We start from the raw sequence: 19,650 nt of genomic DNA on the forward strand, positions 1-19,650 counted from the left end.
CGCGAGCGACCCTGTGTATGCCGGGCGAGTACTTCTTTCTCCTGGCACCCTGGCTCGAGTATGCGAGTCTCGATACCGGGGATGCCGGGCATCTACTACGACACCGACGCCGAATCGACCGCGGTCACTCTCGCGCTCACCGCTGCGGGTCGCCGAGCGCCGAAACCACACGGGTACGCCGTACAGGCGCTCCCGTACCTCTGGGGCTTCGACGTCGACCTCAACGACGTGCCGCCGGACCACCCGCTGCAGTATCTCCACCCGGACGGCGCCCGGAGTATTCAGGAGTTCGCCCCCGACGAGAACCTCGAGCGGCTGGCGGGCGACGCCGACCGACTCGGGCGAGTGCTGTGGGCGATCAACGAGGAGACGGAGCGCGGCATCGAGCAGTTGATCGGCAAACGGCGCGAGGAGGAGACTCGAGGAACGAAGATCGAAATCGAGTCCGGGGAGCCCGAGGGCCGCGACCGCGACCGGGGCCGAAATGGAGTTCAGAGCCAGGAGCAGAATCGGGATCGAGATCCGGGTGCGAAACGACCTCACGCTGACGAGTTCGGCGAAGACGTCGTCGAACCTGGACCAGGGCCCGACACCGACGCCGACGCCGACGCTGACGTCGATCCCGACTCCAGCCACGACCCGGACTCCGACCCTCGAGCGTAGTCACTGTTCGTAGTCACTGTCGTAGCCACCGCTCGTAGTCACTGCTCGAGTGACTCCACCAGAGAGAATCCACACGTATCGGCTGCCGTCGAACACTCTGCCAGAAAATCGCCTACACCTACAGCCGCGGCAAGAACGCGTACAACAGCAATCCGAACGCGAGGTGCTGGAGCATCGTTTGCTCGACGGTCGTTCGGACGTAGTCCTCGTCGGCGATGGCGTACTCCTTCGTGCGGACCTTCGCGTGCATCGAGAGCACACCCTCGTCCTCCAGCTCGTGGAGGCTCGGGTAGACCGTCCCGGGGCTGAGTTGGGCACCGAAGAGGTGCGTCAGGTCCGAGAGGAGTTCTTTGCCGTGGGTTTCGCCGTGGAGCGAGATGAGCATGAGGAGGATCTCGTCGAGATTCTCCTTGATGATGGCGTCGTCGAACTGGACATCGTCGGTCGGGAGCGCACTCGTGACCTCCGCCATGAGTTCGTCGAGTTCGCGCTCGACGGCCCGGCTGTCTTCTTTGGTCGTCCCGATCGTGATATCGTACTGTGCTGACTGCCCTGCCGCAGTCGCCGCGCTCGAGAACTGCTCGAGGACGGACTTCGTATTGGGGGGTTGCTCACGCATTTTCGAACACCTGGGGGGTTCACGACCGAACGCACCACCCTTCCCCACGCACGGGAGAACGGTTGGATTGATTCCATTTCCGATCGTGAATTACTCAAGAGGATGAACTACCACGTAATAAAGAACGTGGCCGATTCTTGCCGGTATGAAAACCGACTGTCCGAGAGCGAAAGTCGCGTTATAAGCACTTAGACTCCGGTTGAGAGGGTTTACGGAAGAACCTTAAATATGTATGCGAAATATCTCGTGTCGTCCATCTCGACAACCGAATTCGGACGGCCGGCGTCGTCGAAAAGATGACGATTCGTCGTCAGGAGAGGCTCGTCGCCTCGTCTCGGATGATGCTCACCATCTCGCTCGGCTGACTCGAGTCTTCCTCCTCGTCGTCCAGTCGACGCTCGACACGACGTTCGGCCATCCGCGCGATCATCACGTGTTCCTCGAGGTCGTCCCCGCTGATCTTCGAGATGTACTCGAGGCTCTGGGCGTGGGCGCCAAAGAGCGTCCCCGACAGCGATTCGAGGGGGTACTCGAGGCTCGCGGGTTCGTCGTAACGACGGTTGTGAATCTCGCCGAGCGAGAGGCCGCGCAGGTAGGAGGTCATCTGCTTGCGGACGAGCGGGCTGATCCACCCGAGGGTTTCGTAGTACCGCAGGCAGTTGAGCGCGCCGGTGGTGCCGAAGGTCTCGCCGAGGTAGCGAGCCCACTTGATCGTCGCGTCGGCGTGGGCCGAGGACTGTTCGAGCGATTCGAGGTACGGGGTGGGGGTGGGGGATGACATGATGGGGGTGTAGGGTGCCTGGCTGCCTGGCTGCGTGTCTGTCGGGTTCTTCGGCGGAGCAGGCTTGAACATTCCCGTCATTTCGAGCGGTGAGTCGAGCGATGAGTTGCGGACGGCGCCGCTCGCTTTCGCGTCCCTGTGAGTTCCTCACACAGGGGACCAACATCTGCAGCCTTCGGAAGGGTTTACCCGTTGCACGCGATTGACTCGCGCATGAAGATTCTGGTCACGGACCCCATCGACGACGCGGGTCTGGACGTACTCCGCGACGCCGGCCACGAGGTCGAAACGGCCTACGAACTCGAGGGCGAGGCGCTCCTCGAGGCGATTTCGACGGCACACGGGCTGATCGTACGCTCCGGGACAGAGGTCACGCGTGGGGTCCTCGAAGCTGGCGAGAACCTCGTGATCGTCGGGCGGGCGGGTATCGGGGTCGACAACATCGACATCGAGGCGGCCACCGACGAGGGGATCATCGTCGCCAACGCACCGGAGGGGAACGTTCGTGCGGCCGCCGAGCACACGGTCGCGATGACCTTTGCCGCCGCCCGCTCGATCCCGCAGGCTCACGCCCGCCTCAAAGGCGGCGAATGGGCCAAAAGCGAGTTCCTGGGGACCGAACTCAACGGCAAGACCCTCGGTATCATCGGCCTCGGTCGCGTCGGCCAGGAGGTCGCGAAGAAACTCGACGCGCTCGGCATGGACCTCGTCGCCTACGATCCCTACATCTCCGAGGAGCGCGCTGACCGCCTCGGCGCCGAACTCGTCGACCTCGAGACCTGCCTCGAGCGCGGCGACTTCCTGACGATCCACACCCCGCTGACCCCGGAGACGGAGGGGTTGATCGGCGACGCCGAACTCGAGCGTTTCGGCCACGGCTACCTCGTGAACGTCGGCCGCGGCGGTATCGTCGACGAGGACGCCCTCGCGGCGAAGGTCGAGCAGGAAGTGGTCGCCGGGGCCGCCCTGGACGTCTTCCGCGAGGAACCGCTTCCCGAGGACTCCCCGCTGCTGTTCGTCGAGGACGTCATCGTCACGCCCCACCTCGGGGCCTCGACCGAGGCCGCCCAGGAGAACGTTGCGACCTCGACGGCCGAACAGGTCGTCGCCGCCCTCGCAGAGGAGCCAGTCGCGAACGCACTCAACGCGCCGTCGATCGACGAGAGCGCGTTCCCGCGCCTCGAGCCCTACATCAACATCGCCGAGACGGCGGGCAAGATTGCCGCCCAGGTGCTCGACGCCCGCATCGAGTCCATCGAAGTGCGCTACGAGGGCGACATCGCCGAGGAGGACGTCGAGTTCGTCACCGCCTCGGCGCTGAAGGGTGTCTTCGAGCCGCTCGAGTGGCAGGTCAACGCCGTCAACGCCCCCCAGATCGCTGAGGACCGGGGCGTCGACGTGACCGAGTCGAAGAGCCGCCAGAGCGAGGACTTCCAGAGCCTGATCTCGGTGACGGTCTCGAGCGGCGACGACGCGATCACGGTCGACGGTACCCTGTTCGCCGGCAACGACCCGCGGATCGTCCGCATCGACGACTACCGCGTCGACGCCATCCCCCACGGGAAGATGGTCGTCACCCGGAACACGGACGAACCCGGTGTCATCGGCCTCATCGGGACCGTGATGGGCGCCCACGGCGTCAACATCGCAGGGATGTTCAACGCTCGCGAGGCCCACGGTGGGGAGGCCCTGACCGTCTACAACGTCGACGGCGAAGTGCCCGACGAGGCGAGGGAAGAACTTGAGGCCGACGAACGGATCATCAGGGTTCGGTACATCACACTGAACGGGTCGTAGCCCGTCTTGGCGATTCAGATTCGTTTTCGGTCGTCGTCGCTCGAGTTGTCAGAAACGCTCATTTGTTCCGTGCTTGGTGGTGTATACAGTGCAACACCAGTCGAGTCATGCCGTGCTCGTCGGCGACCCCGTGATCGGCACCGGTGCGCTCGATCGACTCCTGGTCGACGCCACCGTCGCGACAGCGACGGTCTCGGAGTCGATAGCGATCCGTCTCGAGCGGACCCACTTCGAAGACGACTACGCCGACGTAATTTCGCTGCTCGAGGATCGATTCGACGTACGACCTGGCGGGAGCGACGTCGTCTACGAGGGGACCGCCGCCGAGGAGGTCGGCGATGCACTGACAGCACTGCTCACGATCGACTCCTGGCAGCGAGTGCACGCGCTCAGGTCGATTCGGCTCTTCCACGACGGTCGGTGCTGTCTCGAGTACGTCCCGGAACACACGTCGTTCACCCTCGACGAGGACGCGAATCCCGCCGTAATTTCGGCCGTTCGCACGGCGCTCGAGGCCCATCCGGCGGGCGTGTTCTCGACAGAACCACTCGTCGAGTGGGAGCACGGCGAGACGTCGTACCGCATCGCGCCGCCGTCGCTCTGTGTGGGAAACACGTGCTTCGGCGTGCGGATGCTGGCCGGAATCGAACCTGACCGGGATCGACGAGTGATCGCGCTCTCCTGGCACGAGCCGTCAGCGGGCGTTCTCGGGCGCGTTCTCGAGAAATTGATTGGTCTCCTTGGGGAGCCTCGACCCAACGAACTCCGGTTCTCGTCGCTGGAGTCGTTCGAGTCGGCGCGGGACGTCCTCGAACGTATTACCGGGGTTACGGGTATTGATGGCTCTCCCCGCTAGTTCGTCGGGTTTCCCGGACTGTATCTTCGGTCACCGCCACAATTATTCCAGATGATGGATAATTAATTGTATGGACTACAAGGATTTGGTCGTGACTGCGTCCGCCTTTTTGGGTGGCGTTCTCGGGAGCACGGTCGGTGGAATACTCGGACTCGGTGCGGGCATCGTGGTCGGTGCTGGGGTGAGTGCAGTATGGGCGTACGAGACCGACCGACGAAATGTGCGGGAAACATCGTAAGAGGGCGTAGTACGATCTCTCTATCGACCAATCACGCTCTGGATGCCTCCCGAAGAGTCATGCTTTTTGCATACGATATAACGTCAATGAACCGAAGGCACATACTCGCTCTCGTCGGAGCGAGCGCCAGTGTTCCAGGCGGATACGTCGCGTGGAACTGGTATCGAGCTCCGTCCCTGCCGGACGGAATGGACGTCGAAACGTTGTATGTCAGCGGAGACGTATTCGGCGAACCAGCGCCGCCTGATCGCATTCTAGGTCCAAGAGAAGAGCGACACAAGGTATTCGAAGACGAAGAGACGGGAACGAACGAGATTACCTTCGACGATTCTGCAATCACGTTCGTCGAAGAGACCGATTTCGACGCCTCGTCTCTCGTAATCGTCCAGACGGGAATGCAAACCGAACCCAACCTCGCACTCGAGGCGATCTCTCGAACCGACGATGGGATTCACCTCGACGTAACCGTCGAACACCCGTGGTGGCGGGGTGGGAACGACGATCTGGGAATCCACTCGCTGCTCGTCAGGGTCACTGACGAACGAGACGACACCCTCGAGTCGGTTTCGGTGGCTATCGAGGGATACGTCTAGACTTTTAGTGCTGATCACTGACGCGGACGACGAGTGACGCACCTACGCGAACTTCTGCACCGTGATCTCGAGCGTGTCGAGATCCACGATGGGCGCGTAGCCGGAGTCGGGGTCGATGTTGACGCTCTTCTGGAAGTCCGTCTGGGCCTGCCAGCACCCAGAGTTGATCGCGAGCACGTTGTGGTACTTCCCGAACCCGAGTTTGTGGACGTGGCCGGTGTGGAAGATGTCGGGCACCTCGTCGATGATCAGGTGGTCTTTCTCCTCCGGGGCGAGGCGGGTGTGGCCCCCGAACTGGGGCGCGACGTGGCGCTTCTTGAGGAGGTGGTACATCGCCTTGTGCGGGTCGTCGTAGCTCGCCTTCTCCGCGGGGAGCTCGGCGATGACCTCGTCCAGGCTGACGCCGTGGTACATCAGGACGGAGACGCCCTCGACGGTGACCATCGCGGGGTTGCTCACGATCTGTGCGTCGTGGGCGGTCATAATCTCGCGCAGGTTCTCGTCGAACCCGGGCTGGGGTTCGGCCAGGCGAACCGCGTCGTGGTTGCCCGGGATCATCACGATCTCGAGGTCGCCCGGGACCTGCTTGAGGTACTCGCTGAAGCGCTCGTACTGGTCGTAGATGTCGATAATGTCGAGTTCCTCGTCCTGATTCGGGTAGATCCCGACGCCCTCGACCATGTCGCCGGCCAGCAGGAGGTACTCGACGTGCTGGGCGTCCTCGGTGTGGAGCCAGTCGGTAAAGCGATTCCAGGCGTCGTGCATGAACTCCTGGCTGCCGACGTGGACGTCGCTGATGAGCGCCGCCTGCACGTGGCGGTCGGCCGTCGAGGGCTGGTGGGTCCGGGGCACGTCAGGGAAGTACATCGAGTCGACGAAGGCGATGCCCGCGTCGTCCGAGAGCGTTCCCTCCATCGCGAGCACCTCGTCACAGAGCAGTTCGTCGACCAGGTCGGCGTAGTCGCGGTCCTTCATCACCAGCCACGGGAACGTCCCGGTGGCGTCCTCGAGTTCGATCAGCCAGTGGCCGCTGGCCGTCGAGCGAATGTCGTTGACCAGCCCGACCATCCCGACCTCACCGCCGCCGGGCATCGACTGAATGGCGGTCGCCGGGCGGTGGTTGACCCGTCCCCGGAGTTTACCGCCGAGGCGCTCGAGGCGGTCGCGAAAGACCGCCACGAAGTCCTCGTACTCGCCGGTGCCGGTACTCTGGCCGGTCATGTCGTTGGCGACGTCGATCGACTGCCGATTCGGGTCGAGGGGCGTTCTCGGAGCGGAATCCCCCTTCGTTTCGACTGGAGCGTTACCCTCGTCCTGTGGCGATACGTCGGGGCCGGTTCCAGTCGAAACAGGGGGGTCCTGGCGAGCGGACGTCGGCTCGCTCGAGGCAGGCTGGTGGGTTGCGCCGTCGAGCGCCGTCCTGACGTCCTCGGTCCGGAGGACGAGCGCGTTCTCGGGGGCGGCGTCGATGGCGCGTTCGAGGACGCCGGCGGGGTCGTCCGCGGTGGCGATGAGCGTCACCGCCTCGCGGTCGGCGTTGTAGCCGCGGCTGGTGAGTTCGCTGACGATCCGGGCCGGCCCCTCGAGTGGCACGTCCTGCGTATTCGCGAGTGACGATAAAAGGATGGCGGATACGACCGTCCGTTCGGGCGACGACCTGTCGGCGTGGGAACGCGACTCACCCTCGAACAGAAAATTGATTGCCGCGTCCCCCAAACCGGGAGTCGATGAGCGGTGACGGCGGCGACGACCGACAGGCGGACTCGAGTGAGCGCGCCGACGGCACCGGGCCGGAACGCCCGAGCGACCGGGCGGACGGCGATCAGTCGAGGGACGATGGTACCGAACGGGCCGGCTCGAGTCGATCACCTGCAGAAGACGACTCGAGTGCGGACCGAAGCGAATCCCCGCCGCCGGCACAGGCGTCCGGCGATGGTGGTGATGGAGACGGTGTCGGTAGCGGTGGCGGCGATGTCGGTAGTGGCGGCGGCGGTAGCGGTGCCGACGTCAGTAGCGGTGGCGGCGGTAGCGGTGCCGACGTCGGTAACGGCAGTAGCGGTGGCAGCGACGGCGGTATTGACGGCTCGAGGCGCCAGTCGACACTCGCCAGCCAGACGACCCGGGAACGCGACCGGACACCGCCACCGCCACAACGGGCGCGGCCGGACGACGACCGGGTGACGATCGAAGACGACGGCCCGATTCGCTGGTTCCTCCGGACCGACAACGGCACCGTCGTCGCGGTGCGCGACGTACTGAGCAGCGTCGCGCTCGTGGCCGTCATCGGCCTGGTGCTCTTTGGCATCAGCGGCATCTGGCCGCCGCTGGTCGCCGTCGAGAGCGGGAGCATGGAACCCAACATGGAGCGCGGGGACATGATCTTCGTCGTCGCCGAGGATCGGTTCGTCGGCGACGGTTCGATCGACGGAACCGGAATCGTCACCCGCGAATCGGGCCTCGAGAACGGCCACGAGAAGTTCGGCGGGGCCGGCGACGTGATCATCTTCCGACCGGACGGCAACGCACGCGAAACGCCGGTGATCCACCGCGCTCACTTCTGGGTCGAAGCCGACGAGAACTGGGTCGACGGGCAGGCGAACCCGGAGTTCGTCAACGGCGCCAGCTGCGATCGGGTTCGGGCCTGTCCGGCCCCCCACGACGGGTTCGTCACGAAGGGCGACGCCAACAGCGGCTACGACCAGACGGCGAACGTCGGCGCCGACACGTCGGTCGTCAAACCCGAGTGGACCACCGGCAAGGGCATGTTCCGGATCCCGTGGCTCGGGCACGTCCGGCTGGGCTTCGAGAAACTCTTCCCGTTCGCGGTGATTCCGGACGTCTCGAGCGGCCTCTCCCTCCTGTCACCGACGCTCCTCGGGATGGTCGGCGCGACTGGATTCGCGTATCCGCCACGCTCGAGACGGCGCTGATCGTCTCGGCACTGATGTTTTGGCACTAATTGGCCGACTCGTGTATCGTCTCGATTCGTGTTTCGTATTGCCGTATCGCCTTCAGACTCAAACTCGCCCGAACGTCTCGTTCGAGATGCGCACCGGCGACGGCGTCGGCCCAGACAGGGTGATGTCGGACTCGGTCCGGACTCGAAGCAGTCTCCCGGTTCGCCGCTGTCGGCGTTCGGTTCGGCCGTCGCTCCGATCCGACTCGCGACCGAAGACCGCCTGCCAGGACGACGGCAGTTCGCGAACGCGCTTTTCGACGGTCGTTTCCCCGACGCCGTCGGCTTCCTCGTAGCCCAGTTGCGTTCGTTCGGTCGTTTCCGTCGTGGATCCCGCCGTGAGCGCGCCCTCGGGTTCGCGTTCGACCGTGTCGGTCGCCTCGAGTTCGCGGGCGACGCGCCCGAGTTCGTCGAAGAGTTCGCTCGCGATGGTGTCGTCGGCGTCAATCGCGTCGTCGGTCGTGGGGTCGTGAGCGCCGTCACCGATGGCGGCGTCGGCGAGCAGGTCGTCGGGCGAATCGACGTCGAAGGCGTCGAGTACGGCGTCCGGATCGGGCGTGACGTCGTCGAAGACGTCCGAGGCGTCAGCGGCGTCCGGCTCGTCCCTGGAGTAGTCGCTCATGGGTACTCGAGCGCTCCACCCCGCCCCTATTGGTTAGTCTCCTGTTAACCACTGTTTCGACGCGGCTGCAGGCGCTCTTCGTCTCGTTTGCCAGTGCCTAACGTAGTAGTTTCCGGACCGATTTCTCACCGCCGATCACTCGAGTCCGTCGCCGTCCAGGCGAAACACGGCCCGCGTCTCCTCGTCAGTCCGCTCGGTCTCGACCCGGGTTACCGTCACGTCCGTCTCGAACTCGCGAGCCAGTCCCTCGAGGATGCCGTGGGCCATCGCCGGGTGATCGCGGTGGGATCGGTACGTGATCTGAAGACCCGATTCGGTCGACTTGCAGGTCACCGTCGGCGGCTGGTTATCGGCCGCCTTGGCCGCGAGTGCGGCGGTAATCTCCTCGAGCGCCTCGATGAGGTCGACGAGCGACCAGTCCTCTCGCCAGTGTGCGCGAAAGTTCTGGAGCAACGCGGGAGCGAGCGCCCGGCCGAAGTCGCGCTCGACGGCCGCCACCTCGTGACCCGACAGCTCGGCGACGGTCTCAAGAATCGTCGCGATCTCCTCGTCGGGGTAGTGCGAGACCGGCAGGTAGAGCCGGGGGTCGATCCCCGAGCGCTCGAGGACGACCGCCCAGCTCGCTTCGTCGGTCTTCTCGACGACGTAGGTCTTCAGCGTCTGGTGGACGAGTCCGTGCATCTGGGACGAGTGTGTGTCGCGTAGTCGATGATCCGCTGGCACTCCCGGCGTGTCTCCGGCGACTCTCTGGTGAGCCTTCCGTGAACCTCCGATGAGTCCCCCGTTCGGGTCGATGATTCGACCCAACCGTAATATGTCGTTCGACTCATGGGTCTTCGGCCGTCCGTTCGCGGCAATTTTCCCGGTGATCCGAGCTCAGTCGAGGTGGCCCGCGCTCTCGAGCGCCTCGGCGACGACTGGCGCGACGGAGACAGCACTCGCCGGCCGCTCGAGGGTATCGGTGCCGTAGACGGCCTCGACCCCGGCGTTCGAGAGCCGCGTGTAGGCGTTCCGGACGAGCAGCGGGTGGACGCAGGTGACGAAGACGCGCCCGACGCCGCGCTCGCCGAGGACGCCGACGGCCTCGCTCATCGTGCCGCCGGTGGCGATGATGTCGTCGACGACGACGACGTCTCGATTCGCGACGTCGACGTCGCTCGGCGAGATTTCGACGTCAGTGCCGGAATGACGGGTCTTCTCGAAGTAGTCCGTCTCCCCGCGGCCGTAGGCGTCGCGGACGGTTTCGGCCAGTTCGATCGCGCCCGCGTCAGGGGAGAGGAAGACCGGCTCTTCGAGGTCGGCCGGAAGGGGCTCGGCGAGGATGCTCGCGGCGTCGACCGGGGTTGCCGCCGGCTCGAAGAAGGCACAGACCGACGTCTCGTGAGGCGTGACGACGAACGTCGCGTCGGTGCCAGTCGAGATCGACCGGGCGACGGCGCGCGCCGAGATGGGCTGGCCGGGCTCGAACGCCCTGTCCTGGCGGCCGTAGCCCATGTACGGGACGACGGTGACGACTTCGGACGCGCCGGCCTCCCGGGCGGCGTCTTGCAGGCAGAGCAGTTCGACGTGGGCGTCGCTCGAGGCCGTCGCGGCGACGACGACGACGCGTTCGCCCTCGAGGTCAGCCGACTCGCTCTCGAGGCTGACGAAGAGTTCGCCGTCGGGGAAGCGGTCGTAGGCGACGCTGGCGAGCGTCGTGTCGCGTTCGCGGGCCAGGGCAGCCGCGAGCGCCTGGGAACTCGAGGCGCTGACGATGGTGGTCATACGCGTGGAAAGCGTGCCCGTGGTAAAACCCGTTTTCGTTCGTCGCTCGCGTCGCCCTGGTCTCCGCTTCACCGTTCGCGCCGTCCTCGCCGCCAGTTTACCCGACGACGTCGACTTGAGTCTCTACTCGTCGCTCTCGTTCCCTTCCTCGGCGTCCTGAGCGGCCTCGATGTCCACGTCGCCCGATCCGCAGGGACCGCCCTCGGTGACGCCGGCGATGCGAACCGTGCCGTCCCGGCGGACCAGGACGATGAGGTTGAGGCAGTCGGGGTCGCTCCAGTTCGCCGGCGTCACCTGCGTGAAGTCCCCGCCGTCGATGCGGGCGGTCACCCGGAAGTCGCCCCGTTCGTCGGGCCAGTCGGCCTCGAGCGTGGCGCCGCCGGTCTCGTCGTCGAACTCGTGGGTCGACCAGTGGGCGATTTCGCCGTCGTACTCGACGAGGACGTCGACCGTGTGGTCGGCGTCGTCGAGGTTCTCGACGGTGATTTCGCCGAGGCGCGTTCCGGTCGGTGCTGGTTCCTCGTCGTCCGGTCCGTCCCCATTTCCGTTCTCGTTCCCGTCACCTTCGTCAGCCGATCCCAGACAGCCAGCGGTCGCCATTGCACCGGCGATCCCCGTCGCTGCGAGCACCCGTCTGCGTGTCAATTCGGTCATATTCGAGCGAATGGGGTGCCCTGTTGATAACTCCCCGTCAGACACCCGTCTGACGCGGTTCGTTGGCGACTCAGGCACGCTCGAGCGGAACGACGACGCCGGTCACCCCGCGGACGCCGATCGCGTGGGGCCGCCACCGGGCCTCGGTTCCCGGTTCTCGACCGGGGTCGGCTACCAGGACAGTTCCGTCCTCGGTAACTGCGTACACGCCGTCGCCGTAGGCGACGTCCACGAGGCCGGCGTCCGGTACGTCGAGACGTCGCCAGCCGTTTTCGCTCGCCGTTTCGGGGTCCTCCTCGTCCGTGCCGTGTTCGTACACCGCGTCGCCGAGCGCGTGGGCGCGGTCGAGCGACCCGGGGTCGTTCAGCGGATCCGCCGCGACCCGGTCGAACGGTCCCTCGAGGTCGCACATCCAGCCGTTGCCGAGGCGGTAGAGGCCGCCCGCGGTCGCCGCCAGGGGGACGCCGGCGGCGGAGACGTCGCGGACGGCCGAGAGTCCGGCGTGTGCGAGTCGGGCTCCCGAGCGCCGGTAGACGCCCGCATCGGTCGCCAGGAGGTCGCCGTCGGCGGCCCGGACGGTCGGTTCCTCGGGGGCCTTCGCGTCGGCAAACGCGAGGTCGCGCCAGTCGTTCTCCGCGAGTGGCTCGAGGTCCAGACTGCCCGCTAGGCCGTTCGCGTCCGCGGCCAACACCGTCCCGTCGCGGATTCCGACGGCGACGGCGGGACCGAAGTTAGTTCGAGCGAACGCTGGCTCCTCGGACTCGCTCGACAGGTTGCAGACCAGCACGTCCTCGCCGGTCGCGACGACTAACCAACCAACGCCCGCCGCGAGGTCACGGGCGGTACAGCGCTCGAGCAGCGAGAACTCGCCGACGGCGTCGCCAGAAATCAGCACGCGGACGACGCCCATCTCGGCCGCGACGTAGGCCGCCGTCGCCCCCTCTCGAGCGCCGTAGACGCGCTTTTCGTCGATCGATACCATACCTCGAGTCGGGCGGCGTGGGCCGAAAGGTTTGCTGTCTGTCGTTGGTCTCTGAAAACGCGCCAGAAATACTATAGAAATTATAGTAAAAACGGAGCGCTCGAGCGGGCCCGAAGCCGACCAGACCGCTTCGGAACCACTTTGACGACGCCCGCTAAAGTTCCCGGCAATGAAGGTATTCGGATCGAGCGGGACCCGCGGCGTCGCCAACGAGGAACTGACGCCGGCGTTCGTGCTCCGGGTCGCCAAAGCGGCGGGGACCGCCTGGGGGGTCGACCGGGTCGCGCTCGCTCGAGACACCCGGTACACGGGCCGGATGATGGCCGACGCGGCCACGAGCGGGCTGGCGAGTACGGGAACGGACGTCGACCGCCTCGGAATCGTCCCCACACCCGGTGCGCAGTTCTACGCCGAGCGCGAGGGAGTGCCGACCATCGTCATCACGGCCTCGCACAACCCGCCCCAGTACAACGGCGTCAAACTCGTGGGTGCCGACGGGGTCGAACTCGCGGTGTCCGACCTCGAGGAGATCGAACAGACCTTGCTGGGAGAGACGTTCTCGGTCGCGTCGTGGGACGAGACGGGCCGCGTTCGTGAGGTCGACGGCGTGCGTGAGGACTACGTCGACGAGTTGCTGGCGAACGTCGACCGCGAGAAGATCGCCGACGCCGGGCTGACGGTCGCGCTCGATCCCGGCCACGGTGCCGGCTCGCTCACGAGCCCCGGCTTCTTCCGGGCGCTCGGTTGCCGCGTCGTCACGGTCAACGCCCAGGTCGACGGCCACTTCCCTGGCCGGGACCCGGAGCCGGTCAGCCAGAACCTCACCGATCTCGGTCGACTCGTCCGCGCGACCGACGCCGACCTCGGAGTGGCCCACGACGGGGACGCCGACCGGGCCATCTTCTTCGACGAGACCGGCACCTACGTCGAGGGCGACGCCACCCTGGCCGCCCTCGCCGCCGCGGAACTCGAGCCCGACGACGTCACCGTCTCCGCGGTCAACGTCTCCCAGCGGCTGGTCGACGTGGCCAACGACGTCGGCGCCGATCTCGAGTTGACGCCGATCGGCTCGACGAACATCATCACCCGGATCGAGGAACTCGAGTTGAACGACCGCCACGTCCCGATCGCGGGCGAGGGCAACGGCGGGATCTTCTTCCCCGACTTCCGGCTGGCGAGGGACGGCGGCTACACGGCCGCGCGATTCCTCGAACTCGTCGCCGATCGCCCGGTGAGCGAGATCGTCGCGCCCTACGACGGCTACGCGAACGTTCGCCGGAACGTCGCCTACGAGTCGACCGCCGAGCGCGACGCGATGCTCGACGCGGCGGCCAACCAGGCCCAGTCGTCCGACGCCGAACTCAACACGCGCGACGGCTATCGCCTGGATCACGGCGACGCGTGGGTGCTCGCTCGCCCCTCGGGCACCGAGCCGCTCGTCCGGATCTACGCCGAGGCGCGCGAGCGAGAGCGGGCCGAGGCGCTCGTCACCGAGATGCACGAGGCGCTGATCGAGGCGAAAGAGCAAGCCTGATCTGTCCGTCGATCACGAAGGTGGTCCCCGGAGCGACGCATTCGAGTAGGCTCCCGCCACACTACGAACCATGCGCGAGTTACTCGAGGCCGTGGCCGCGGGGGAGTGTTCGCCCGCCGAAGCCGAGGCCCAGCTCAGCGGATACGTCACGGGCGAAGCGGGCCGCTTCGACGCTGCGAGAGACACCCGTCGAGGGATCCCCGAGGCGATCCTCGCGGAAGGAAAGACACCGGAACAGGTCGCGAGCCTGGCAACGACTGCCCTCGAGACAACGGGCCGGGCGCTCGTGACCCGGCTCCAGGACGCTCACGTCGACGCACTCGAGGAACGTCTGGAGGAGACCGTCCCGGGGGCCATGGTCGACCGCCGGGGAACGACCCTCCTCGCGAGCGCGGCGGACCACGACCGACCGGCCCTCGAGGCGACCGTGGCCATCGTCACCGCGGGTACGGTCGACGGCCCGGTCGCCGACGAGGCCGCCCTGGTCTGCGTCGACGCCGGCCTCGAGGTCGACCGGCTCGACGACGTGGGCGTCGCCGCGCTCACCCGGCTGATCGACCAGGTCGAGCGAGTCCGTGCGGCCGACGTGGCGATCGTCGCGGCCGGCCGCGAAGGGGCGCTCCCGACGGTCGTCGCTGGCCTCGTCGACACCCCAATCATCGCCGTGCCGGTCTCGAGCGGGTACGGCCACGGCGGCGACGGCGAGGCCGCCCTGGCGGGGATGCTTCAGTCGTGTACCGTCCTTTCGGTCGTGAACGTCGACGCCGGTTTCGTCGCCGGTGCCCAGGCGACGCTGATCGCTCGAGCGATCGACGAGGCCCGAACCGGCGAGTCGTAAGTCGCAGTAACGAAAGATAATGTTTCTTTCTGTAAAAACTTGGCAGCGTTTGGCAAAGGCTATTTATCGATCGGGCACTAATTCGAGATGCCGGCATCGTCCCGGCATACCATGCCAACGTGTACCCACTGCGGCGCGCACGTCTCCGAGCGCTTCGCACGCGTCTTCGCCGACGAAGATGGCAAGATCCACGCGTGTATCAGCTGTTCGGCCAACGCTGGGATCGCGGAAGCGGCGAGAGAACGCGCCACCAGTTCCTGAGCGGCAAGCCCAGACGAACACCGGCGGACCCCACGCCGTAGCGAGGCTTTTTGATATCGCCCACCTATTGATCGGCGAATCCGATGACCGAGCGACACACGGTGTATGTCCTCGAGTGCGCCGACGGCAGCCTCTACACCGGCTACACGACCGACCTCGAGCGACGCGTCGACGAGCACAACGCGGGAACGGGGGCGAAGTACACCCGTGGTCGCGGGCCCGTGGAAGTCGTCCACGTCGAACGCTACTCCTCGAGGTCGGTTGCTATGAGCAGGGAGTACGAGATCAAGCAGTTCGCTCGCACGCGGAAGGAGCGACTGGTCGGTCTCGAGAGCGAGTAAGGCGTGTTGGGAGGAGAGGCTGGACAGAGTGGACAGGGCGAGCGAAACGACGGTGCTGACCCCGAGTTCGTCTTCGGCCGGACGACTGGATATTCCACACCAATCCGTACCATTAAATAATCTTACCGACATGGATTATGTATGGCGGAACAGGTCGTCACCCGAACCTACACTGCGTCCATTCGGAATCAGCAACGTGTGTCCGACGACCTTGACGCCCTCGGGTTCTCGGCCTCGAAACTCTGGAACGTCGGGCGGTGGACGTGTAGTCGCGTCTGGGATGAAATCGGCTACATTCCTGAACACAACGAACTCACCGCGTACCTGAAGTCGCACAAACGCTACGGTGACCTGCATTCTCAGTCAAGTCAGCGAGTCCTTCAAGAACTCGCTGAAGCGTTCAACGGCTGGTACGGCAAACGACGCAACGGAGACACGAACGCGAACCCGCCCGGCTACCGCAAACACAGAGACGAACATCCGCGTTCCACGGTCACATTCAAGACCAAAGGCTTCAAACTCGACACCAAGTACAACCGCGTCCGCCTCTCCAAAGGTTCAAACCTCAAGGAGTACTGGTCGGACTTCATCCTCTGCGAGTACCAGATGCGCCCCGGTGTTGACCTCTCCACCGTAGAGAACGTCCAACAAGTTCGGATAGTCTGGGATGGTGAGGAGTGGGAACTCCACTTCGTCTGCAAAGTCGAAATCGAAGTGACTGAATCCCCCGGTGAGAAGACTGTGGGTATTGACCTCGGTATCAATAATTTCGCCGCCCTTTCCTACGAAGACGGCTACAGCGAACTATATCCGCTGAATTGTCTGAAACAGGATGACTACTACTTCAGCAAACGCATCGCTCGCTGTGACGATTCGGACTCCAAGCAGGCGACGCGGTTGAATCAGACGAAATCGGCCCGCCGCACCTACCACTTCCATACACTCTCGAAACACATCGTTGAACGGTGTGTTGACGAGGGAGTTGGAACGATTGTAGTGGGAGACCTCTCCGGCATCCGTGAGGGCGAGAAGAGCGGTGAGTCGAAGAACTGGGGCAAGCATGGCAACCTTGACCTACATTCGTGGGCGTTCGACCGCTTCACGTCGATGCTTGACTACAAGGCCGAGATGGAGGGAATCACGGTTGAGCAAGTGTCTGAGCGTGATACGTCGAAGTCGTGTTCGTGCTGTGGTCGCAAGCGTGCAGCGAACCGTGTTGAACGCGGATTGTACGTCTGCGATAAGTGTGATGCGGTGGCGAATGCGGACGTGAACGGAGCTGAGAACATTCGACAGAAAGTATCTCCGAGTCTCGCCTGCGATGGCGGAGATAGGAGTAACGGCTGGTTGGCACAGCCTTCGACGTTCTTGTTTAACAAGGAAACTGGTGCGTTTGCACCTCAAGAACAGGCCACGTCGTAAACCATAATATCCCAAACGCGATCAGGAATCCTCGCGCTTCAGCGCGGGGAGGATGTCAAACGCCGCGGTACAGCGCGATGATTCAGGCACAGGACTACGACCTCGAGACCTTCTACGGGGAGGCCGAGCAAATCGCCGCCCACGTGCAGGATGGGGCGGCTGGCGACGACTGAGGGAGGCGACTAACGGAGACAACTACATGACGACAGCACACAAACTCGACTGCGAATCGGCAGCGAACGATTGCCGATTCGTCGTCCAGTCCGAAGACGAGGGAGAGGCGATCGAACTGGCGAGAAATCACATGAAGGAGGTCCACGGGAAGGACTATACGGACGAGGAACTGCAGACCGAGTACCTACAATCGGTCTAAGTGCCGTCCGGCGATTCGGTTTTTTTGCTCAGTCGCCTGAGCCCGAACTCGACTCCGCACCCGAACCCGAACTCGACTCCGACGCCCGCGGCGTCGTCACCTCCGGCGAGATGAACGCGTACTCGACCAACAAACGGCCGAGTTTCTCGACGCGCTCCTCGAGGTCGGGGTCGACGAACGCCCGGCCGTCGGTGGCGTTCGGATCGTCCTCGAACTGGCTGGACGCGTTCCGGATGCCGACCTGGTGTGGGAGGACCCAGCCGTGAACACCCCGGACGGTGATCCGGAGGTGGTCCAGGGTCGACCCGTAGCTGCCGCCGCCGGCGGTCGCCAGCAGGCCGACGGTGGTGTCCTCGTACTCGTCCCAGCCGCAGTAGTCGTGGAAGTTCTTCAGCGCTCCCGAGTACGATCCGTGGTAGACGGGCGTGCCGAGGACGACCGCGTCGGCGTCGCGGACGATTCGTTTCACGGCGGTCCCGTCCCCCTGGCCGTCGACGTCGGGGTCGTAGACGGGGAGGTCGTACTCGCGGAGGTCGAGCAGCGTCGTTTCGGCGCCGGCGTCCGCTGCAGCCTCGAGAACGTACCGGAGGGCCGTTCGGGTCGTACTCCTCTCGCGGAAGCTCCCCGAGACGGCGACGACGTGTGGAGCGGCGTCCATACGCGCTCTACCGGGTCGCGCGGTAAAACGGACTCGATACAGCCAGTCGTTACTTCTTCCGGCCGCGTTTCGGATCGACCGTGGTTCGACCGCGTGCCGGAACGATCGCGGTTCAATTCTCGAGGCCGATGGCTCTGGACCCCGGACGCCACGCCGTCACAGTCGCCTTCGTGTGCGTTCGTCACCGTCGCCCCCGTGTGCGTGCGTCGGTTTTTTCGACCAGGGCGACGACAGTCCGCGTATGGATCCGGAGACGGAAACGGACGCGACGACGGCCGACGACAGGGCAGCGATCTCCTTCGGCACCGATGGCTGGCGAGCCACGCTCGAGGAGTTCACCGCACCCCGCGTGCGGATGGTCGCCCAGGCCATCGCGACGACGCTCCGCGAGGAGGGGAAGACGGCGCCAGTCGTCGTCGGCTACGACGCCCGCGAGACCTCCCGCGGGTTCGCCGAAGAGGTCAGCCGCGTCCTGTGTGCCAACGGCTTCGACGTCCTGTTGAGCGACCGCGACCGACCGACACCGCTGTGTGCCCACGCAGTCGTCGACCGGAGCCTCTCGGCGGCGGTCGTGATCACGGCCTCGCACAACCCGCCGTCGTACAACGGCATCAAGTTCATTCCCGACGACGGTGCCCCGGCGCTTCCCCCGATCATGGACGCCATCGCGGACTCGCTCGCCGTCCCCGATCCGCTGCCCGAGGCTGAGCACGGGTCGGTTCGCGAGGTCGACCTCGTCGACGCGCACGCCGAGGCCTGTCTCGAGGTCGTCCGCTCGGTCGCGGGAGACCAGGCCCTCGACCCCAAGGACGCACTCGAGGGACTGCCCATCGCCTACGACGCGATGCACGGCAGCGGCCGGGGGACGACCGACGCCCTCCTCGAGCGCGTCGGGGCGAGCGTCGAGCGCCTCCGGTGTACTCGCGATCCCGAGTTCGGTGGCGGGTCGCCGGAACCCGCGGCGGAGAACCTCGAGGAACTGGTCGAGGCGGTCACCGAGGGGGACGCAGCGCTCGGGATCGCCAACGACGGCGACGCCGACCGCGTGGCAGTCGTCACGCCCGATCGCGGTCTCCTCGACGAGAACCTCTTCTTCGCCGCGCTCTACGACTTCCTGCTCGAGTCGAACGACGGGCCGGCGATCCGGACGGTGTCGACGTCCTTCCTGATCGACCGGATCGCCGAAGCCCACGGCGAGTCGGTCCACGAGGTGCCCGTCGGCTTCAAGTGGGTCGCCGAAGCGATGGCCGACTACGACGCCCTCGTCGGCGGCGAGGAGTCGGGCGGGTTCACCGTCCGCGGCCACGTCCGCGAGAAAGACGGCGTGCTGATGGGCCTGCTCGCGGCCGTGATGCACGCCGCGGAACCGATCGACGACCGGGTCGACCGCCTGCTCGAGACCCACGGCGACGTCACGCAGGGAAAGATCAGCGTCGCCTGCCCCGACGACGAGAAGGCCGCCGTTCTGGCGGCGCTCGAGGACGAAATCCCCGACGCGGTCGCGGGAACGCCGGTCGCGACCGTGAACACGGCCGACGGGTTCAAACTGACCCTCGAGGACGGCTCCTGGGTGCTCGTTCGGCCGAGCGGGACCGAACCCGTCCTGCGCGTCTACGCCGAGGCTGAGCGCGACGAGCGCGTCCGGGAACTGCTCGAGGCAGGTGAGGAACTGCTCGAGCCGCTCGTCTGAAGCGGTGC

General features: G+C 65.5%; 21 protein-coding genes. 12 read left to right on the forward strand and 9 right to left on the reverse strand.

Annotated elements, in window-relative coordinates; translation table 11 throughout:
* The first annotated feature begins 60 nt into the window (after positions 1-60).
* Positions 61-663: a hypothetical protein gene (locus tag J1N60_RS04520; protein ID WP_312911055.1), complete on the forward strand. Its 603-nt coding sequence runs from the start codon at positions 61-63 to the stop codon at positions 661-663.
* Positions 664-781: 118 nt separating this feature from the next.
* Here J1N60_RS04520 and J1N60_RS04525 read toward each other — a convergent pair whose 3' ends face one another.
* Together J1N60_RS04525 and J1N60_RS04530 are read right to left on the reverse strand one after the other, a co-directional pair.
* A complete protein-coding gene (locus J1N60_RS04525) occupies positions 782-1,282 on the reverse strand; it encodes a PadR family transcriptional regulator (protein ID WP_312911057.1) in 501 nt (166 codons plus the stop codon).
* Positions 1,283-1,592: 310 nt separating this feature from the next.
* Positions 1,593-2,063: a FlaD/FlaE family flagellar protein gene (locus tag J1N60_RS04530; protein WP_312911059.1), complete on the reverse strand. Its 471-nt coding sequence runs from the start codon at positions 2,061-2,063 to the stop codon at positions 1,593-1,595.
* A gap of 213 nt (positions 2,064-2,276) precedes the next feature.
* On the opposite strand from J1N60_RS04530, the gene serA reads away from it, so the two are divergent.
* The 3 genes from serA (at position 2,277) to J1N60_RS04545 (ending at position 5,547) form a co-directional block, all read left to right on the forward strand.
* Positions 2,277-3,860, forward strand: a complete 1,584-nt coding sequence (gene serA / locus J1N60_RS04535) for a phosphoglycerate dehydrogenase (RefSeq protein ID WP_312911061.1) — start codon at positions 2,277-2,279, stop codon at positions 3,858-3,860.
* A gap of 88 nt (positions 3,861-3,948) precedes the next feature.
* Positions 3,949-4,716, forward strand: coding sequence for a hypothetical protein (locus J1N60_RS04540; RefSeq protein ID WP_312911063.1), 768 nt, complete (start codon positions 3,949-3,951; stop codon positions 4,714-4,716).
* Positions 4,717-5,040: 324 nt separating this feature from the next.
* On the forward strand, positions 5,041-5,547 hold the full coding sequence (locus tag J1N60_RS04545; protein ID WP_312911065.1) for a hypothetical protein: 507 nt from the start codon (positions 5,041-5,043) through the stop codon (positions 5,545-5,547).
* Positions 5,548-5,589: 42 nt separating this feature from the next.
* On the opposite strand, the gene J1N60_RS04550 is transcribed toward J1N60_RS04545, so the two are convergent.
* The gene (locus tag J1N60_RS04550; RefSeq protein WP_312911066.1) at positions 5,590-7,140 is read right to left on the reverse strand and encodes a DNA-directed DNA polymerase II small subunit; all 1,551 of its coding nucleotides are present in this window, start codon (positions 7,138-7,140) and stop codon (positions 5,590-5,592) included.
* Between the two features lie 134 nt (positions 7,141-7,274).
* On the opposite strand from J1N60_RS04550, the gene J1N60_RS04555 reads away from it, so the two are divergent.
* Positions 7,275-8,477: a S24/S26 family peptidase gene (locus J1N60_RS04555; protein WP_312911068.1), complete on the forward strand. Its 1,203-nt coding sequence runs from the start codon at positions 7,275-7,277 to the stop codon at positions 8,475-8,477.
* A gap of 87 nt (positions 8,478-8,564) precedes the next feature.
* Here J1N60_RS04555 and J1N60_RS04560 read toward each other — a convergent pair whose 3' ends face one another.
* The 5 genes from J1N60_RS04560 to J1N60_RS04580 form a co-directional block, all read right to left on the reverse strand.
* Positions 8,565-9,125: a hypothetical protein gene (locus tag J1N60_RS04560; protein ID WP_312911070.1), complete on the reverse strand. Its 561-nt coding sequence runs from the start codon at positions 9,123-9,125 to the stop codon at positions 8,565-8,567.
* Positions 9,126-9,260: 135 nt separating this feature from the next.
* The gene (locus J1N60_RS04565; RefSeq protein ID WP_312911072.1) at positions 9,261-9,806 is read right to left on the reverse strand and encodes a heme NO-binding domain-containing protein; all 546 of its coding nucleotides are present in this window, start codon (positions 9,804-9,806) and stop codon (positions 9,261-9,263) included.
* A gap of 195 nt (positions 9,807-10,001) precedes the next feature.
* Complete coding sequence (locus tag J1N60_RS04570) at positions 10,002-10,889, reverse strand: ribose-phosphate diphosphokinase (RefSeq protein ID WP_312911074.1); 888 nt, start codon at positions 10,887-10,889, stop codon at positions 10,002-10,004.
* Between the two features lie 123 nt (positions 10,890-11,012).
* The gene (locus J1N60_RS04575) at positions 11,013-11,543 is read right to left on the reverse strand and encodes a hypothetical protein (protein ID WP_312911076.1); all 531 of its coding nucleotides are present in this window, start codon (positions 11,541-11,543) and stop codon (positions 11,013-11,015) included.
* Positions 11,544-11,613: 70 nt separating this feature from the next.
* Positions 11,614-12,525 (reverse strand): HVO_0234 family beta-propeller protein, encoded by a 912-nt coding sequence (locus J1N60_RS04580; protein WP_312911077.1) that lies wholly within the window; start codon positions 12,523-12,525, stop codon positions 11,614-11,616.
* A gap of 169 nt (positions 12,526-12,694) precedes the next feature.
* On the opposite strand from J1N60_RS04580, the gene glmM reads away from it, so the two are divergent.
* The 6 genes from glmM to J1N60_RS04610 all read left to right on the forward strand — a co-directional run bounded on the left by glmM (position 12,695) and on the right by J1N60_RS04610 (position 17,294).
* Positions 12,695-14,059 (forward strand): phosphoglucosamine mutase, encoded by a 1,365-nt coding sequence (gene glmM, locus J1N60_RS04585; RefSeq protein ID WP_312911078.1) that lies wholly within the window; start codon positions 12,695-12,697, stop codon positions 14,057-14,059.
* A 70-nt stretch (positions 14,060-14,129) separates the two neighbouring features.
* Positions 14,130-14,897: a nickel pincer cofactor biosynthesis protein LarB gene (larB, locus tag J1N60_RS04590; RefSeq protein WP_312911080.1), complete on the forward strand. Its 768-nt coding sequence runs from the start codon at positions 14,130-14,132 to the stop codon at positions 14,895-14,897.
* Between the two features lie 111 nt (positions 14,898-15,008).
* Positions 15,009-15,158 (forward strand): DUF7563 family protein, encoded by a 150-nt coding sequence (locus J1N60_RS04595; protein WP_253431981.1) that lies wholly within the window; start codon positions 15,009-15,011, stop codon positions 15,156-15,158.
* Positions 15,159-15,241: 83 nt separating this feature from the next.
* Entirely contained in the window at positions 15,242-15,499 is a 258-nt protein-coding gene (locus J1N60_RS04600) for a GIY-YIG nuclease family protein (RefSeq protein WP_312911083.1), read from the forward strand.
* 141 nt (positions 15,500-15,640) lie between these two features.
* Positions 15,641-16,921 carry an RNA-guided endonuclease InsQ/TnpB family protein gene (locus J1N60_RS04605; RefSeq protein WP_312911085.1) on the forward strand — a complete coding sequence of 427 codons (1,281 nt, stop codon included), beginning with the start codon at positions 15,641-15,643 and terminating at the stop codon, positions 16,919-16,921.
* Between the two features lie 199 nt (positions 16,922-17,120).
* Entirely contained in the window at positions 17,121-17,294 is a 174-nt protein-coding gene (locus J1N60_RS04610) for a DUF1059 domain-containing protein (protein WP_312911086.1), read from the forward strand.
* 28 nt (positions 17,295-17,322) lie between these two features.
* On the opposite strand, the gene J1N60_RS04615 is transcribed toward J1N60_RS04610, so the two are convergent.
* On the reverse strand, positions 17,323-17,952 hold the full coding sequence (locus J1N60_RS04615) for an NADPH-dependent FMN reductase (protein ID WP_312911088.1): 630 nt from the start codon (positions 17,950-17,952) through the stop codon (positions 17,323-17,325).
* A gap of 241 nt (positions 17,953-18,193) precedes the next feature.
* Between J1N60_RS04615 and J1N60_RS04620 the strand changes: the two genes are divergently transcribed.
* Positions 18,194-19,642 carry a phosphohexomutase domain-containing protein gene (locus tag J1N60_RS04620; protein WP_312911090.1) on the forward strand — a complete coding sequence of 483 codons (1,449 nt, stop codon included), beginning with the start codon at positions 18,194-18,196 and terminating at the stop codon, positions 19,640-19,642.
* Positions 19,643-19,650 lie beyond the last annotated feature (8 nt).

Origin of the sequence: Natronosalvus caseinilyticus, assembly GCF_017357105.1 — an archaeon.
GTDB classification, from domain to species: domain Archaea; phylum Halobacteriota; class Halobacteria; order Halobacteriales; family Natrialbaceae; genus Natronosalvus; species Natronosalvus caseinilyticus.